The organism is Aquabacterium sp. (genome assembly GCF_030652515.1).
In the GTDB taxonomy this organism is placed as follows: Bacteria; Pseudomonadota; Gammaproteobacteria; order Burkholderiales; family Burkholderiaceae_C; genus Aquabacterium.
Map to the genome: position 1 here is coordinate 53,788 of NZ_JAUSAR010000073.1, position 17,006 is coordinate 70,793.

Here is a 17,006-nt window from a genome sequence, read left to right on the forward strand (position 1 = left end):
CAAGGTCTGAACGCCAGCTCAGCCTTGATGCACATCAACAATCGTTGTCGCCAAAGACCACGCGGTTGCGGCCATTTTGCTTGGCCTCGTACAGGCGCACATCGGCGCGCGACAGGTCTTCTTCCAGCGAGCTGTTGGGGCAGTGGAAGCTCACCCCGATGCTGATCGTGACCCGGATCGGCCCCACCCTGGTTTCACAGGGCGTGGACTCGATGGCATGGCGCAGGCGCTCGGCCACGCCATGGGCTTCCTGCATGGTGTGCACCGGCAGCAGGATGGTGAACTCTTCGCCGCCATAGCGGGCCAGCAAGGCATCTTCGCGCAGGCGCTCGCGCACCACGTGGGTGATGTGCTTCAGCACATCGTCGCCGATCAGGTGCCCATATCGATCGTTCACCGCTTTAAAGTAATCAACATCGAGCATCAGTACCGCCACCAGGCTGGGCTGGTGCTCCTGCATGGCCAGCATGCGCTCGCCCAGTTCGCGCAAGCCACGGCGCGACAAGGCCCCCGTCAACTCGTCAGACAAGGCGCGCGCGCGCAGTTGCTGGTTCAAACGGTCGTTGATGATGGCGAACACCACCGAGGCCACCGCCAGGGGCAGCAATGCAAAGCTGATGCCGCTGATGGGCAGCAACCAAGTGGGGCTGTGCAACCAATGCGGCGGGTAAGGCCCGGGCACGGTCAGCACATTGGCCAAGAAGAACACCCAGTGCAGGGCAAAGCCACCGGCCACCACCAGCAAGGTCAACTCACTGCCATTGACTCGGGCGCTGCGCAAAATCAGCCAGCCTTGGTCGATCGCCAGGCCCAGACTCACCAGGGCGAAGGCAGATGCCAAGGCCAGCTCGTAAGCTTCGTCGCTGCCAAAGGCAAAACCCCACAGGCCCGCGCCCACGGCCACGGTGAGCAAGGTGCCCAACCAAGGCGGTGTGCGGCGGCCATTCAATTGACGGAAGGCCCAGGCCAGCAAAGTCACGCCCATGCCGGCAAAGCCGATGGCGGCCTTGGTCACCCAGGGGAGCAGATCAGGCGGGGCAAAAATGACCCCACCCAAGGCGGCCAGACAGATGAATGCGCAGCGGTACAGGAACAGCGCGTAGGACACGCGCGGCTGCTCTGTCTGGATGAGTGAGATGAGGCCCAGCCCCACCAGGGAGCCGACACCCGCCACTGCGTAGCAACTGAAGATATCAACAGAGAACATGCGCCCAGCTTGAAAGCGGTCAGATCAGACCTTATCGGCAGTTTGGGCGCCTGGCTTCAATGCCAAATGGTGAAAAGAGGTCGAAATACCGACCTGGGCGTTGACTGCGCGTTAAGCGAGGTACCAGCGCATGGCGCGCGCACCGAGGGCGGCACAGGCCAGAGCGCCCAGCACGTGGGCGGTGGTGTGGAATGCCGCCAGGTCAAAACGGCCTTTTTCCAGCAATGACAGCGATTCGGCCGAAAAAGTCGAGAACGTCGTCAAACCACCCAAAAAACCAGTGACCAACAACAAGCGCAAGGGCTCGTTGGGGAAACGGCCAAAGGCCACGAAGGCCATGCCCGCCAGCAAGCCGCCAATGGCATTGACCGCCAGCGTCCCGATGGGAAAGCCCGCCCACACCGAATTGAGCCACAAACCTGCGCCCCAGCGCAGCAAGGCACCTACCACGGCGCCCATGGCCACTGCAGCACCCAACAACCAATGGCTCATGGCAAGGCCCCCCAGCGCGCCAGCGCTTCGTCGTCGCTGGCCTTGGCCTCGACCCAGCGCGAGCCCGTGGCCGAGATTTCTTTTTTCCAGAAGGGTGCCTGCGTCTTGAGCCAATCCATCAGGAACTCACAAGCCGAGAAGGCCTGGCCGCGGTGGCTGGAGGCCACCACCACCAGCACGATCTGCTCGCCAACGGCCAGGCGCCCCACCCGGTGAATGACACGCACGCCGCGCAGGTCAAACCGGCGCCCGGCTTCGTCGATCATGGCTTCGATGGCAGATTCGGTCATGCCGGGGTAGTGCTCAAGCTCAAGGCAAGCCTGCGGATCCGCAAGGGTGCCATCGGCCGACGCAAGCCACTCGCGCACCGTGCCCACGAAGCTCACCACCGCGCCAATCTGGCCATCCTGGCTGCGCAGCCGGGCCACTTCGCTCGACAGGTCGAAATCGTCCGCCTGCACCGACACGCGCGCTGCCGTCATGCTCATCAGCCTCCCGTCACCGGCGGGAAGAACGCGATTTCGGCGCCATCCGGCAACGGCTCGTGGGCCGAACACATCAACTGATTGCAGGCCGCGCGCAAGGGCAAGCTGGCGTCCAGCGCCCGAGCATGGTTGGGCGACCGGCCGATCAGCCATTGCCGCAACTCGCCCACGGTGGCGGGCACGTCTGCCGCGTCTGCAGTCCAATCCAAATCTTCCCCCGGGCCCAGCAGCTCTCGGACCTGGGCGAAATAGCGCACGGTGATTTTCATGGTGGCCGCCTCAGGCTTGACATTGGACCGCTGCTGGCGCCAGCCATTCGGACAGGGCCACGAAAGACACCATGTCGCCGCGCTGCACGGTTTGCCCGGGCGCCAAGTCCACCAGACCATCGGCCCACACGGCCGAGGTCAGCACGCCCGAGCCCTGGTGGGGGTACAGGCTGACGCCCCCGTCCACATTGCGCCGCACACGCACGAACTCGCGGCGCTTGTCGGCCCTCGGCCAGTCAAAATCGGCACGCAACAAGGTGGGCGCTGGCCAGCACCAGAGCTCACCCGCCAGCACGCCCAACACCGGCCGCACCAACAACAAAAAGGTGACAAAACTGGCCGCCGGGTTGCCGGGCAGGCCCATGTAGAGCGCATGCGAACCATCCGGGCGCCTGATGCGCCCGAATACAAACGGCTTGCCGGGCTTGATCGCCAGTTGCCAGAAGTGCAATTCGCCTTCGGCTTGCACGGCAGCCTTGAGGTGGTCTTCCTCGCCCACCGACACGCCGCCGCTGGTCAGGATCAGGTCGTGCTCTAGCGCGGCCTGGCGCAGCTTGGCACGCGTGGAGGCCAGATCGTCGGGGATCAGCCCCAAGTCGCTGCTGCGCGCACCGGTCGCCTGGATCAGGCCGCGCAGCATGTGGCGGTTGGAGTTGTAGATGGCCCCCGAGGGCAATGGCTGCCCTGGCATCACCAACTCATTGCCAGTGGTGAGCACCGCCACGCGAGGTTGCTTAAACACCGTCAACTGGGCCGCGCCCACTGAGGCGGCCACACCCAAAGCAGCCGGCGACAGCCTCAATCCGCGCGACAGCACGGTGGCGCCGCGGGCAATGTCTTCGCCTTGGCGGCGGATGTTCTGCCCAGGCGCAGGCGCGGTCAGGAAGCGAACGGCATCGGGACCCGCTTCGCATTGCTCCTGCATGACCACGGCATCCGCACCATGCGGCACCGGGGCGCCCGTGAAAATGCGGGCGCATGTGCCGGGCGTCAGCTCAGCCCCCACCTGCCCAGCCGCCACACGCTGCGATTGCGGCAGCGCCACACCAGCGGTGAGCACATCGGCGCAGCAAACGGCATAGCCATCCATGGCACTGTTGTCCAGCGGTGGCACGTCCACGGGGGACACGACATCCTCAGCCAGCACGCGGCCCAAGGCCTCGAAGCTGTCGATCACTTCGGTGGATGGCACCGCATGCGTCTGCAGGGCTTCACGCAGCCCCAGCAGCGCCTCGTCCAGCGGCATCAACGGTTTGGGCACGTAGACGGCCATGACGCGATCTCAGTCCTGACAATGGCGGATGACGTAATCCTTGACCATGTCCACATCGGCGGGCACCACGGTGAAGCGCTTGGGGCGGTCTTCCAGGCCTTCCAGCCCGGCGATCCAGTGGGGGCGCTCAGGATGGCGGCCGGTGGCCTCAAAAATGGTCTCGGCGAACTTGGCGGGCAAGGCGGTTTCCAGCACCAGCATGGGCACGCCGGGCGTCAGGTGCTCGCGCGCCACTTTCAGTCCGTCGGCCGTGTGGGTGTCCACCAGCACGTCGAAACGGTCAAAGGTGTCCTTGATGGTCTTGAGGCGGTCGACGTGCGTGCTCTTGCCCGAGGCAAAGCCGTACTGGGCGACGTTCTTGAACTCGTCGGCACTGACCTGGAAGGAGCCCTTCACCTCGACATCGTCCTTGAACAATGCCTTGACGCGGGACCCATCGCGGCCAAGCAGATCAAACACGAAGCGCTCGAAATTGGACGCCTTGGAGATGTCCATCGACGGGCTGGACGTTTCATACGTCTCCGGGCCCTTGCGCACACGGTAGGTGCCGGTGCGGAAGAACTCGTCCAGCACGTCGTTCTCATTCGTGGCGGCCACCAACTGGTGAACCGGCAGGCCCATCATGCGGGCCACGTGGCCGGCGCAGATGTTGCCAAAGTTGCCCGAAGGCACCGTGAAGCTGACCTTCTCAGCGTTGGTCTTGGTGGCCTGGAAGTAGCCAGCAAAGTAATACACCACCTGGGCCAGCAGGCGCGCCCAGTTGATCGAATTGACCGTGCCGATCTTGTACTTGCGCTTGAATTCCAGGTCGTTGGACACCGCCTTGACGATGTCCTGGCAATCATCGAACACACCTTCGACCGCCAGGTTGTGGATGTTGGGGTCTTGCAGGCTGAACATCTGCGCCTGCTGGAAAGAACTCATGCGGCCATGCGGCGACAGCATGAACACGCGCACGCCGTGCTTGCCACGCATGGCGTACTCGGCCGCGCTGCCCGTGTCGCCCGAGGTGGCTCCCAGGATGTTGAGCTGCTCGCCACGGCGTGCCAGCTCGTATTCGAACAGATTGCCCAGCAACTGCATGGCCATGTCCTTGAAGGCCAGCGTGGGGCCGTTGGACAGGGCTTCCAGGTAAACGCCGTCTTCCAACTTCTTCAAGGGCACGATCGCGTCAAAGCCATACACCGCCTTGGTGTAGGTCTTGGCGGCGATGGCCTTCAGGTCGGCGGCAGGGATGTCGTCGATGTACAGCGACAGGATCTCAAAGGCCAGCTCGGCGTAGCTCAGACCGCGCCATGTGGTCAGCGTGGCATCGTCGATCTTGGGGTAGGACGTGGGCAGGTACAGGCCGCCATCGGGCGCCAGGCCCTCCAGCAGGATCTCGGAGAAACCACGCTCAGTCTTGTCGCCGCGGGTGCTGATGTACTTCATGCCAACTCTTCCTTGCGCAGGCGAACGATGGGCGCCAGCACGGTGGGCAAAGCCTGCACCTGGGCCAGGGCCTGGTTCATGCGGCCCTCCTTGGTGTCGTGCGTCAGGATGATCAGGTCGGTCTGGTTGCCGCCTTCACCGCTCACCTCATCGGCCTCGCGTTGGATGACCGCGTCGATCGACACTTCCTGCTCGGCCAGGATGCCGGTGATCTTGGCCAGCACACCGGTCTGGTCGGCCACGCGCAAGCGCAGGTAGAAAGCGGTGACCACTTCTTCGATCGGCAAAATCGGCATGGCCGACAGCTCATCGGGCTGGAAGGCCAGGGACGGCACGCGCGCGGCGGGCGCGGCGTCCAGCAAGCGGGCGATGTCGACCAGGTCGGCCACCACGGCCGATGCCGTCGGTTCAGCGCCAGCGCCCTTGCCGTAGTACAGCGTGGTGCCCACGGCATCGCCCTGCACCATCACGGCGTTCATCGCGCCTTCGACGTTGGCGATCAGGCTGCGCATTGGCACCAGCGTAGGGTGCACGCGCAGCTCAATGCCATTGGCCTGGCGGCGCGCGATGCCCAGCAGCTTGATGCGGTAGCCCATCTGCTCGGCGTACTTGATGTCGGTGGCCGACAGCTTGGTGATGCCTTCAATGTGCGCCTTGTCGAACTGCACCGGCACGCCAAAGGCAATCGCGCTCATCAGCGTGACCTTGTGTGCGGCGTCCACGCCTTCGATGTCGAAGGTTGGGTCGGCCTCGGCATAGCCCAAGCGTTGCGCTTCTTTCAGCACCACGTCAAAGTCCAAACCCTTGTCGCGCATCTCGGACAGGATGAAGTTGGTGGTGCCGTTGATGATGCCGGCCACCCACTGGATCTGGTTGGCGGTCAGGCCTTCGCGCAGCGACTTGATGATGGGGATGCCCCCGGCCACGGCCGCTTCAAAGGCCACGATCACGCCCTTGGCACGCGCGGCGGCAAAGATCTCGGTGCCGTGCACGGCCAGCAAAGCCTTGTTGGCCGTGACCACGTGCTTGCCAGCGGCAATCGCTTCCAGCACCAGGGCCTTGGCCACGCCATAGCCACCAATCAGCTCAACCACCACGTCGATGTCCGGGTTGGCAATGATCTGGCGCGCATCGCTGACCACGGTCACGCCTTCGCCAGCCACTTCACGGGCGCGCTCGATGTTCAGGTCAGCCACCATCGAAATCTCGATGCCACGGCCGGCACGGCGGCGGATCTCAGCCTGGTTGCGGCGCAGCACGGCGAAGGTGCCGCCGCCAACGGTGCCGATGCCCAGCAGGCCAACTTGAACGGGTTTTTGCAAAGTGGAGCTCATGGAATCTCTAAGGGTCTTGGTCGTCATTCGGATCGGGGAAAGCGCGGTTCAGGCGTGGCGCTTGCGGTAGTTCTCAAGGAAGCGTGCAATGCGCCCGATGGCCTCGGCCAAGTCATCGCTGTTGGGCAGGAACACCAGGCGGAAGTGGTCCGGGTGCTCCCAGTTGAAGCCAGTGCCCTGCACGATCAGCACTTTCTCTTCGGCCAGCAACTCGTAGGCAAATTGCTGGTCATCGGTGATGGGGTAGATCTTGGCGTCCAGGCGCACGAACATGTACAGCGCCGCCTTGGGTTTGACCACGCTCACGCCCGGGATCTTGGACAGCAGCTCGTAGGCCAGATCGCGTTGGCGGCACAGGCGGCCACCCGGCGCCACCAATTCCTTGATGCTCTGGTGGCCACCCAGCGCGGTCTGGATCGCCAGTTGGCCCGGCGTGTTGGCGCACAGGCGCATCGAGGCCAGCATGTTCAGGCCTTCGATGTAGTCGCCAGCGTGCTTCTTCTCGCCCGACACCACCATCCAGCCAGCACGGTAGCCGCACGAACGGTAGTTCTTGCTCAGGCCGTTGAAGGTCAAAAAGAACACATCGTCCGCCAGCGAGGCGATGCTGGTGTGCGTGTGGCCGTCAAACAAGGTCTTGTCGTAGATTTCGTCGGCGAACACCATCAACTCGTGCTCACGCGCGATGTCGACAATGCCTTGCAGGATGTCGTCGGGGTACAGCGCACCCGTCGGGTTGTTCGGGTTGATGACGACGATGGCCTTGGTGCGCGGCGTGATCTTGGCGCGGATGTCGTCCAGGTCTGGGTACCACTCCTTGGCCTCGTCGCACAGGTAGTGCACGGGCTTGCCACTGGACAGCGCCACAGCGGCTGTGTACAGCGGGTAGTCGGGCGCGGGGATCAGCACCTCGTCGCCATCGTTCAGCAAGGCGTTGAAGGCCATCACGATCAGCTCGGAGGCGCCATTGCCCAGGTAGACGTCGTCCACCGCCACGCCAGAGATGTTCTTTTCCTGGCAGTAGTGCACGATGGCCTTGCGTGGTGCGAACAGGCCCTTGGAATCGGTGTAACCGGCCGCGTTGGGCAGGTTGCGGATCATGTCCTGCACGATCTCGTCGGGCGGCTCCAGCCCGAACACGGCCAGGTTGCCGATGTTCAGCTTGATGATCTTGTGGCCATCCTCTTCCATCTGCCGGGCCTTTTCCAGGACCGGCCCACGGATGTCATAACAGACGCTGGCGAGCTTGCTGGACTTGGTGATCGGCTTCAAAACGAGGGTCTCCACAGACAAAGAAATAGAATTTAACCACACCCCCCTCACTTTGCGCCCCCATGAAACTCCAAGCCGACCGTCCTGAAGGCGTCAATGTCATCAATGCTTACACCCGCCAGTCGGTGTCGATCAATGGCCAGGAACACCTGGGCAGCGTGCTCGTGCCCCCCAGCGGTGAGCCTGTGCCGTGGCCCGTGACCAGCATCGCCGACCTGACCGAGGCCCATTTCGAGCAAATCCTGCAGATGGACCCGGAATTGGTGGTGCTGGGCAGCGGCCCGACCCTGAAATTCACCTCGCCCGCCTTGATGAAGGCGTTGATGCAAAAGCGCATTGGCGTGGAGACCATGGACACCCCGGCGGCGTGCCGCACATACAACATCCTGGTCGGTGAGGGGCGTCGCGTGGTCGCCGCCCTGCTGGTTCACCCCTGAAAACGCCCTTGAAAAGCGCATTTGGGACCCCAATTTGGGGGAGATCCCCCCACGCCTTGGGGGTAGACCCATAAGCACTTTATAATCTCGGGTTATTCACGCAGGCTGATCAATAGTAGAACATGACACCCGCCCTCAACAAACCTTTGCCAGAATTCGAAGCTGTCGCCACGGGTGGAGTCAAATTCACTCCCCAGGCCTTCGTCGGCCAAACCGTGGTGCTGTACTTCTACCCCAAGGATCACACCCCCGGTTGCACCACCGAAGCCATGCAATTCCGCGACAAGCACAAGGAATTCATCAAGGCTGGCGCCATCGTGTTCGGTGTCTCCCGGGATAACCTCGTTTCGCACGACAAGTTCAAGGAAAACCTTGAATTGCCCTACGAACTCATTGCCGACACTGAAGAAAAGCTTTGCCACATGTTCGGTGTGGTCAAGAACAAGATCATGTACGGCAAGAAGGTCAAGGGCATCGAGCGCAGCACCTTCCTGATCGATGCCAGCGGCATCCTCCGCGAAGAATGGCGCGGCATCAAGGTCGCTGACCACGTCGAAGCCGTGCTCAAGGCCGTCAAAGACCTGAACAAAGAAGCGGCCTGATTCACAAAGCGTGACAAAGGGGCGTGTTGCACGCCTCCGACACGGTCACGCGTTGGGCATGGAGTGTGCATAATCAAGCCATGCTTCTGAGCTTGTACCGACTCAGCCCCCTTTGTGAACCCCGAATGGCAAGCCATGCTTGCCTGCAAGATCAGCGTGAGGCCGCACATTAACCTGTGCGGCCTTTTTGTTTGTGCCCACCCGAGGAACGGAAACACCATGCCCCTGCCCAAGCCGCCTGCCAAACGTGCTGACATGCTGAATGCTGACGACTACTCGTCGCAGCCCAAACCTGCCAAAACCAGTGCCCGCAGCAGCACACGCGCCACCCCCGCCAAACCAGCCCGCGCGCCGGTGCTGGAACTGGTGGGCAAAGAGCCTTTGAACACGCCGGCTTTCCAGCAAACGGTCAATGACCTGAACCCGCCTGCCCGCACCGCACCAGCCGCGCCCAAACGCGCCGCCCCCGCGCCTGTCGTGGCTGAGAAGATCAGCGATGGCAGCCCATCCTTCCCGATGCGCAGCACCCCCGCATCCGCGTCCAACCCTTCGCTGAGCGGCACACGCCGCCGCAAAGGCGCCGCAGGCCCCGCCAAGCTGTTCGTGCTGGACACCAACGTGCTGCTGCACGATCCGATGTCGCTGTTCCGCTTTGACGAGCACGATGTCTACCTGCCGATGATCACGCTCGAAGAGCTGGACGGGCACAAGAAGGGCATGACCGAAGTGGCGCGCAACGCCCGCCAAGTCAGCCGCGACCTGGACGCTCTGGCCGCCGACATGGGCCGGGCCCAGTCCGACCCATCCGCCGGCATCGAGCTGTCCAAGACCGGCCACAAGGATGCGCGCGGCAAGCTGTACTTCCAGACCATGAACCTGGACGCGCAACTGCCCATCGGCCTGCCGCAGGGCAAGGCCGACAACCAGATCCTGGGCGTGGTGCAGGCCTTGCGCACGCAGCAGCCTGATCGCGATGTGGCGCTGGTGTCCAAGGACATCAACATGCGCATCAAGGCGCGCGCCCTGGGCCTGCCTGCTGAAGATTACTTCAACGACAAGACGCTGGAAGACGGCGACCTGCTGTACACCGGCGTGCTGCCCCTCCCCACCGATTTCTGGGAGCGCCACGCCAAGGGCATGGAAAGCTGGCAGCAAGGCGGCATCACCTTCTACCGCATCAGCGGACCCATGGTGCCGGTGCTGCTGATCAACCAGTTTGTGTACCTTGAAACCCCCGGCGCCACCCCCTGGTACGGCAAGGTCACCGAGATCACGGGCAAGTCGGCCGTGCTCAAAACGGTCAAGGACTTCAGCCACCAGAAGCACTCGATCTGGGGCGTGGCCGCGCGCAACCGCGAGCAAAACTTCGCCCTGAACCTGCTGATGGACCCCGAATGCGACTTCGTGACGCTGACGGGCTCCGCTGGCACCGGCAAGACGCTGATGACGCTGGCCGCCGCCCTGAGCCAGGTGCTCGATGACCGCCGCTACACCGAGATCATCGTCACCCGCGTGACGGTGCCGGTGGGCGAGGACATCGGCTTCCTGCCCGGCACGGAAGAGGAAAAGATGTCGCCCTGGATGGGCGCGCTGGACGACAACCTGGAAGTGCTGGCCCGCGGTGGTGACAACACCGCTGGCGAGTGGGGCCGGGCTGCCGCCAATGATCTGGTGCGCAGCAAGATCAAGAGCATGAACTTCATGCGCGGGCGCACCTTCCTGAACAAGATCGTCATCATCGACGAGGCACAAAACCTGACGCCCAAACAGATGAAGACCTTGATCACACGGGCCGGGCCTGGCACCAAGATCATCTGCTTGGGCAACCTGGCGCAGATCGACACGCCTTACCTGACCGAAGGCAGCTCAGGCCTGACCTACGCGGTGGACAAGTTCAAAGGCTGGCCTCACAGCGGCCACGTCACCCTGGCGCGCGGCGAACGCTCGCGCCTGGCGGACTTTGCCTCCGAGGTGCTTTGAGATCCAGCCTGAACAGCTGAGCTGACAACGACAAAGGCCGGGCGGCAACGTCCGGCCTTTTGCTTTGCAGGCGTCAAAGCTTGAGGGTATGCTTTCCCGACATCAACTTCGGGAGGCCACATGAGTTCAAACCTCACGCTGCACGTTGACAGTCGTTTTTTCAGCCCTTACGCCATGTTCGCGTTCGTGGCACTGACCGAAAAGAAAATCCCCTTCACCATCGAGAAGGTCGATCTGGTCAACAACGCACACCACACCAGCGGTTACCAGCAACTGTCGCTCACAGGCCGTGTTCCAACATTGGTTCATGGTGATTTTTCGGTGTCGGAGTCTTCGGCCATCATCGAGTACCTGGAGGATGCCTTTCCCGCGCCTCACCACCTGGCCGTGCTGCCAGCGTCCGTGCGCGACCGGGCGAGGGCGCGCCAGCTGCAGGCATGGATGCGCAGTGATCTCATGCCGCTTCGTGAAGACCGGCCCACCACCGTCATCTTTCAGCAACCCAGCCCCCTGCCCTTGTCGCCCACGGGGCAAGCTGCGGCACAGCAACTGACCACCGCGGCCGCATCCCTGGTCAACGATGCGGGCGACAACCTGTTCGGAGCCTGGTCTATCGCGGATACCGAACTGGCCCTGATGTTGAACCGCCTGGTGGTCAACCAAGACCCGGTGTCGCCCAAGTTGAAAACCTACGTGGCCCGGCAATGGCAACGCCCCTCGGTGCAGGCCTGGATCCAGCAACAGGGCTGACTCCCCGCGAACAAGGGGCGCACACCCTGCATTAGTTCTCATTTCGCAGGTGCAACCCTGACAGAAGGAATGTCAAGGTATTTCAAAATGGAAAACACGGGGCCTCGGACAAGCTGAGGCCTTGCTGATTCAGCCATTGCCTTGAAATACCTGCCCGAATTCACCCCCTCCGATCTGCTCAGCACGCAATCTCACTACCTGATTGCGTGGGCCGTGCTGATCACCGCCGTCGTGGTCTGCGTGACCGCGATGATCCGGTGCAACACCCTGTGGTTGCACCGCTGGTTGAGCCTGGGCTGGCTGAGCGACATCCTGTTCACCCAAGACCCCAAGCAAAAGACCATTGGACTGCGCTACCTGGTCGGCGTGGCCAACTGCACAACCGGCTTGGTGGCCTTGAACTATGGCGTGAGCATCGGCGTGATCGATCCAGACGGCTGCCGACAACTGACGTGGGCCGCCGTGCTGGTCATGGGCGCGTTTTACGTGCTGCTGCGCACGGGCTGGAATCAGAAACTGGCCAACCCCTCCATGTCGGAAGCCCAGATGGCCGCCGCCATTGGTTTTCTGGGCTGGGGCTACCTGATCGGGGGGCCGGGTGCGCCCGTGGCCCTGATGCTGCTGTTCATCATCCTGATGTTCGGCATGTTCACCGCCACCTCGCGCCAGCTCATCCGCTCCAGCGTGTTGGCCGGGATCGTGTTCGCCACGGTGTTTTTGATGACCGCGATGCGTGAATCAGCCTCGCCCACCACCGTTCAGCTGCAGATGGTGTATTTCGGCGTGCTGGTGATCATGCTGGTGAGCGTGTGCCTGCTGGTCAACGAAATGGCCCGCCTGCGTGCGCGCCTGACCCAGCGCAAAACCGACCTGACCGCCGCGCTGGCGCAGATCAAGGAGCTGGCCATTCGGGACGAGTTGACCGGCCTGTTCAACCGGCGCCACATGGTCAGCGTGCTGAACGCCGAAGGGCAGCGTACCGACCGCAGCCAGGGCCGGTTCTGCCTGTGCCTGATCGATGTGGACCACTTCAAGGCCATCAATGACGAGTGGGGCCATGGCATCGGCGATGAGGTGCTGCGCTCACTGTCCAACGTGATCGCGGCCGGCCTGCGGGAAACCGACGTGGTGGCCCGTTGGGGAGGCGAAGAGTTTCTGGTGTTGTTCACCGAAACCGACTGCGAAGACGCCACCGTGGTGATCGAGCGCATCCGCTTGATGCTGAGCAACACGGTGGTGAGCTCCGCCTTGCCGGAGTTGCGTGTGACCTTCTCGGCAGGGTTGACCACTTACCAAGTGGACGAATCCATCGTGGCCACCATCGAGCGGGCCGACCAGGCCCTGTACCAGGCCAAGGCCACCGGCCGCAACCGCACCGAGCGGCACACTTTCTGCGACGGCGACTACTTGGCCTGAGCCGGTTCAGCGGCTTCGTCTTTTTCGAACACGGCCATGCTTTCGACGTGCGCGGTGTGCGGGAACATGTTGACCGCCCCCGCCGACACGCAACGGTAACCGCCCAGGTGCACCAGCAGGCCGGCATCGCGCGCCAGGGTCGCCGGGTTGCAGCTGACATAGACGATGCGCTTGGGCGCGACCCACCCGGGCGCCAAGCTCGGGTCCTGGTTCAAGTCGGCCACCGCCTTGGCCAAGGCGAAAGCGCCTTCGCGTGGCGGATCGACCAGCCACTTGTCGGCATGGCCGTAGCTGGCCAGTTCGGCCGGCGTCAACTCGAACAGGTTGCGGGCCACAAAACTGGTGCGCTCGACCTGGCCGTTGAGCAGCGCGTTCTCGCGGGAGCGGGCCACCAGTTGCTCGCTGCCTTCGATGCCCAAGACCTCGCGGGCCTGCGTGGCCAGTGGCAAGGTGAAATTGCCCAGGCCGCAGAACCAGTCGATCACCCGCTCATTGGGCTGCACCTGCAGCAGGCGCAAGGCCCGGCCCACGAGCACCTGATTGATCGCGTGGTTGACCTGGGTGAAATCAGTGGGCTTGAACGGCATGGTGACGCCGAACTCGGGCAGCGTGTAGTCCAGCCCAGGCTGGGTGTCGTCCAGCGGCTTGACGGTCTCGGGCCCTTTGGATTGCAGCCACCAGGCGATCGGAAAGCGGCCTTCATCGTGCGCACTTTGCTTGGCCGCGAAATCACGCAACAGCTTGATGTCCTTGGCGCTCAAGGCCTCCAGATGGCGCAGCACCAATGCCGTGACGTGCGAACCCACGGCCACCTCGATCTGCGGCACTCGGTCGCAATGGTCCATGGCACCGATCAACTCGCGCAAGGGCAGCAACAGGCGCGACACGTGGGGCGGCAGGATCTCGCAGGATTGGATGTCGGCCACATAGCGCGACTTGCGCTCGTGGAAGCCCACCAGCACCGTGCCCTTTTTGACCACGTGGCGCACCGACAGGCGCGCGCGGTAGCGGTAGCCCCAAGCCGGCCCTTCAATCGGCCGAAGCAGGGTTTCGGACTTGACCTTGCCCAGGTGCCAGAGGTTGTCCTCCAGCACGCGCTGTTTGACGGCCACTTGGGCGGAAGCGTGAAAGTGCTGCATCTTGCAACCGCCGCACATGCCGAAGTGGGTGCATTGGGGCACCACGCGCTGCGAACTTTCGCGGCGCATCTCGGTCATCGAGCCCTGCTCCCAGTTGTTCTTGCGGCGAAACACATTCGCGCGAACTTCTTCGCCGGGCAAGGCGCCTTCAATGAACACCACCTTGCCATCGGCTCGGTGGGCCACGCCCTGGGCTTCCAGGTCCAGGGACTCAACCTTCAGCCACTCATCACAGGGGCGAAGGGAAACTTGTGCTTCAGACATCAAAGAACGATCAATCGATCAACGGGTGGGCAACTGACGCGCCGGGTCAACGGGCTTGCCTTGTTTGCGGATTTCAAAATGCAGTTGCACGCGCTCGGCGTCGGTCGCGCCCATTTCGGCGATCTTCTGGCCCTTGCGCACGGCCTGGTCTTCCTTGACCAGCAAGGTCTGGTTGTGGGCGTAGGCCGTCAGGTACTCGGCGTTGTGCTTGATGATGACCAGGTTGCCGTAGCCACGCAGGCCCGATCCGGCATAGACCACGCGGCCATCGGCCGAGGCGAACACCGCGTCGCCGGCCTTGCCACCAATGACAAGGCCTTTGCGCTTGCCTTCTTCAAAGCCGCCCAGCACCGGGCCGTTCGCGGGCCATTGCCAGTTGGGTTCGTCCGCTTCGCGGGGGTCTTTGGCGGCGGGCTCTTTGGGTGCTTCTGCCACCGAAGACGCCTGGCTGGCTGGTGCCATGGCGCCAGAAGCCGCCGATGCACCAGGCTTGACGCCCGAGGCCGCTGCCGACACAGGCGCCTTCGGATCAATGACCCGTGCCTGGATGTTGGGCGAAGCAATGGGTTTGGTCGACGACGCACCGCTGGCGGCGCTGGCCGTGGCATCCGGGGATACCACACGCAAAACCTGCCCCACCTCGATCAGGTTCGGGTTGTCCAGGTTGTTCCAGGCGGCCAGGTCACGCCAGTTCTGCCCTGTGTCCAGGCTGATGCGGATCAGGGTGTCGTTGGGCTTGACCGTGTAGTAACCCGGCTTGCCCGCGTTTTCGGCACCCGGCAGGACGCGGGCAGGCGCGGTGGCAGCACCCGAAGCAGCACTGCCGCCGGAACGGCTGCGGTCTTCAACCGGCGCACGCTGGTGGTTCGTGGCGCAGCCTGCCAAGGACAGAACAATGGCGGCACTGGCCAGCAGGCGGTGATTCAGAATGATTTGCATGTGAGGAAGACTCAAAGCGGGCCGCGCATCACGCCACGGCCGAGGCATCAGGTGATGCCGGATTTTAAGGGGACGAAGAGCACCGCTCCAGACGAGGTTTGCTGAAGCCGACCATCCAGGAGGCGATCGACCACGGTCAGCACCTGCCCTTGGCCTCGGCCATCGTCCATGGGGGCCACCAGGCGGCCACCGGGGGCCAACTGGTCCAACCAGGCCTGAGGCAGGTTGCGACCGCCTGCGGCTGCGATGATCGTGTCATAGGGGGCAGAAGGCGCGTGGCCCAGCATGCCGTCACCATACACCAGTCTCACATCGGGCGAACCAGGCAACTGACGCCGGACCGCGTCCAGGTTGTGGCGAGCTTTCAGGTGCAGATCGCGCAGCCGTTCGATGGAGATCACCTGGCGGGACAGGTCGGCCAAAAGCGCCGCCTGGTAGCCGCAGCCCGTGCCAATTTCCAGGCACATGCCCAAAGGACGCGTGGCATCGGCCGCCAAGCCAGGGCGGGTGCACAGCAAGGCGATCATGGCACCCACGACCGAGGGTTTGGAGATGGTCTGGCCCAGGCCGATGGGCAGGCTGGTGTCTTCATAAGCCTGGTTGACCAAGGCCGTGTCGACGAACAAGTGGCGCGGCACGCGGGCGAACGCCGCCAGCACGCGGGGGCTCTGCAGGCCATCGGCTTTCAGGCGCTCGACCATGCGCATGCGCACGTGGACCGAATCCAGGCCCAGGCCTTGGGGGGCCATGACCACCTTGCGGTCGCGCTCGGCGGCTTGCAAGGGGGCCTGGGGCCGCAGCAGCAAGGTGTCGCGGCTGGCAGCCGGGCGCGCTGAGCCCATCTGGTCCAACCGCAAGGGAAATCGGCTGGCTTTGCGACCTGGCGCTTTGTCGCTCACGGCTGCTGGCCCACCCAGGTTTGCCATTGCGGCAAGGCGGCGTGGTGCGTCATGTCCACCTGCAGGGGCGTGATGGACACCAGGCCCTGCCGCGTGGCTTCGAAATCGGTGCCTTCACCCACATCGCGGGCCTCGCCCGCCGGCCCGATCCAGTAGATGGGCTCGCCCCGGGGATTGGTCTGCGCGATGGCCGGGAAACTGGCGTGGCGGCGGCCCAGGCGCGTGGTGCGCCAGGGGGCGGCGTCGGCCTTGGCGTCGGCCGGGATGTTCACATTGAGCAGAAAGTGGCCCTGCTGTGGCGGCTTGGCCAGCACCGCCTCCACCACGCGGCGGGCCACGCGGGCGGCCACATCCAGATGGGCCCAGCCCTTGTCGGTCAGCGAAAACGCGATGGACGGGATGCCGAACAGGTAACCCTCGGTGGCCGCGGCAACCGTGCCTGAGTAGAGGGTGTCGTCGCCCATGTTGGCGCCGTTGTTGATGCCCGACAGAACCAGGTCGGGCTTGGCGATCAAACCCGACGTCAACGCCAGGTGAACGCTGTCGGACGGGGTGCCCGTGACGAAGCGGAATCCGTTGGCGGCGGTGTGAACCGTGAGCGGCTGGTGCAGGGTCAGGGAGTTGGAGGTGCCGCTGGCGTTGCGCTCAGGGGCGAAAACGTCAATGGTGCCCAAACCCTGGCAGGCATCGACCAAAGCCTGGAGGCCGGGGGCCAGGTAGCCGTCGTCGTTGGCGATCAATATGTGCATGTTGCCAATTGTAGGAGTGAGGACCACCCATCTCGGTGTTGGAACGATGCGATTTCGAATGACGGCAT

At 63.6% G+C, this 17,006-nt stretch carries 17 protein-coding genes; 5 read left to right on the forward strand and 12 right to left on the reverse strand.

From position 1 onward, the window contains the following. Nucleotides 1-34: 34 nt before the first annotated feature. The 8 genes from Q7V20_RS09205 to Q7V20_RS09240 form a co-directional block, all read right to left on the reverse strand. Nucleotides 35-1,207 carry a GGDEF domain-containing protein gene (locus Q7V20_RS09205; RefSeq protein ID WP_304789600.1) on the reverse strand — a complete coding sequence of 391 codons (1,173 nt, stop codon included), beginning with the start codon at nucleotides 1,205-1,207 and terminating at the stop codon, nucleotides 35-37. 111 nt (nucleotides 1,208-1,318) lie between these two features. Then, nucleotides 1,319-1,699, reverse strand: coding sequence for a fluoride efflux transporter CrcB (gene crcB / locus Q7V20_RS09210; RefSeq protein WP_304789603.1), 381 nt, complete (start codon nucleotides 1,697-1,699; stop codon nucleotides 1,319-1,321). Further along, nucleotides 1,696-2,181 (reverse strand): molybdenum cofactor biosynthesis protein MoaE, encoded by a 486-nt coding sequence (locus Q7V20_RS09215; protein ID WP_304789880.1) that lies wholly within the window; start codon nucleotides 2,179-2,181, stop codon nucleotides 1,696-1,698. Before Q7V20_RS09215 ends, crcB begins: the two co-directional genes overlap by 4 nt. 5 nt (nucleotides 2,182-2,186) lie before the next feature. Then, entirely contained in the window at nucleotides 2,187-2,453 is a 267-nt protein-coding gene (locus Q7V20_RS09220) for a MoaD/ThiS family protein (RefSeq protein ID WP_304789607.1), read from the reverse strand. A 10-nt stretch (nucleotides 2,454-2,463) separates the two neighbouring features. Then, on the reverse strand, nucleotides 2,464-3,726 hold the full coding sequence (glp, locus tag Q7V20_RS09225) for a gephyrin-like molybdotransferase Glp (RefSeq protein ID WP_304789609.1): 1,263 nt from the start codon (nucleotides 3,724-3,726) through the stop codon (nucleotides 2,464-2,466). A gap of 9 nt (nucleotides 3,727-3,735) precedes the next feature. Continuing rightward, complete coding sequence (gene thrC / locus Q7V20_RS09230; RefSeq protein WP_304789612.1) at nucleotides 3,736-5,157, reverse strand: threonine synthase; 1,422 nt, start codon at nucleotides 5,155-5,157, stop codon at nucleotides 3,736-3,738. Beyond that, nucleotides 5,154-6,491, reverse strand: coding sequence for a homoserine dehydrogenase (locus Q7V20_RS09235; RefSeq protein WP_304789615.1), 1,338 nt, complete (start codon nucleotides 6,489-6,491; stop codon nucleotides 5,154-5,156). Before Q7V20_RS09235 ends, thrC begins: the two co-directional genes overlap by 4 nt. Before the next feature lie 48 nt (nucleotides 6,492-6,539). After that, nucleotides 6,540-7,763: a pyridoxal phosphate-dependent aminotransferase gene (locus tag Q7V20_RS09240; RefSeq protein WP_304789617.1), complete on the reverse strand. Its 1,224-nt coding sequence runs from the start codon at nucleotides 7,761-7,763 to the stop codon at nucleotides 6,540-6,542. 62 nt (nucleotides 7,764-7,825) lie between these two features. Between Q7V20_RS09240 and Q7V20_RS09245 the strand changes: the two genes are divergently transcribed. The 5 genes from Q7V20_RS09245 (at nucleotide 7,826) to Q7V20_RS09265 (ending at nucleotide 12,948) form a co-directional block, all read left to right on the forward strand. Next, nucleotides 7,826-8,200, forward strand: coding sequence for an Mth938-like domain-containing protein (locus Q7V20_RS09245; protein ID WP_304789620.1), 375 nt, complete (start codon nucleotides 7,826-7,828; stop codon nucleotides 8,198-8,200). Between the two features lie 122 nt (nucleotides 8,201-8,322). Continuing rightward, on the forward strand, nucleotides 8,323-8,802 hold the full coding sequence (locus Q7V20_RS09250) for a peroxiredoxin (protein WP_304789624.1): 480 nt from the start codon (nucleotides 8,323-8,325) through the stop codon (nucleotides 8,800-8,802). Between the two features lie 219 nt (nucleotides 8,803-9,021). Next, the gene (locus Q7V20_RS09255) at nucleotides 9,022-10,782 is read left to right on the forward strand and encodes a PhoH family protein (RefSeq protein ID WP_304789627.1); all 1,761 of its coding nucleotides are present in this window, start codon (nucleotides 9,022-9,024) and stop codon (nucleotides 10,780-10,782) included. A 120-nt stretch (nucleotides 10,783-10,902) separates the two neighbouring features. Next, entirely contained in the window at nucleotides 10,903-11,532 is a 630-nt protein-coding gene (gene yfcF / locus Q7V20_RS09260; RefSeq protein ID WP_304789629.1) for a glutathione transferase, read from the forward strand. Between the two features lie 141 nt (nucleotides 11,533-11,673). Next, entirely contained in the window at nucleotides 11,674-12,948 is a 1,275-nt protein-coding gene (locus Q7V20_RS09265) for a diguanylate cyclase (protein WP_304789632.1), read from the forward strand. Here Q7V20_RS09265 and rlmD read toward each other — a convergent pair. Genes rlmD through surE form a run of 4 tightly spaced genes read right to left on the reverse strand, consistent with a single transcriptional unit; the run spans nucleotide 12,936 to nucleotide 16,938 of the window. Then, nucleotides 12,936-14,351, reverse strand: a complete 1,416-nt coding sequence (gene rlmD, locus Q7V20_RS09270; protein ID WP_304789635.1) for a 23S rRNA (uracil(1939)-C(5))-methyltransferase RlmD — start codon at nucleotides 14,349-14,351, stop codon at nucleotides 12,936-12,938. The two genes, Q7V20_RS09265 and rlmD, sit on opposite strands and share 13 nt — an antisense overlap. Nucleotides 14,352-14,369: 18 nt before the next feature. Next, on the reverse strand, nucleotides 14,370-15,290 hold the full coding sequence (locus Q7V20_RS09275) for a peptidoglycan DD-metalloendopeptidase family protein (protein ID WP_304789637.1): 921 nt from the start codon (nucleotides 15,288-15,290) through the stop codon (nucleotides 14,370-14,372). Nucleotides 15,291-15,337: 47 nt separating this feature from the next. Continuing rightward, nucleotides 15,338-16,132 carry a protein-L-isoaspartate O-methyltransferase gene (pcm, locus tag Q7V20_RS09280; RefSeq protein ID WP_304789883.1) on the reverse strand — a complete coding sequence of 265 codons (795 nt, stop codon included), beginning with the start codon at nucleotides 16,130-16,132 and terminating at the stop codon, nucleotides 15,338-15,340. Between the two features lie 53 nt (nucleotides 16,133-16,185). Further along, nucleotides 16,186-16,938 (reverse strand): 5'/3'-nucleotidase SurE, encoded by a 753-nt coding sequence (gene surE / locus Q7V20_RS09285; protein ID WP_304789640.1) that lies wholly within the window; start codon nucleotides 16,936-16,938, stop codon nucleotides 16,186-16,188. Nucleotides 16,939-17,006: the final 68 nt, after the last annotated feature.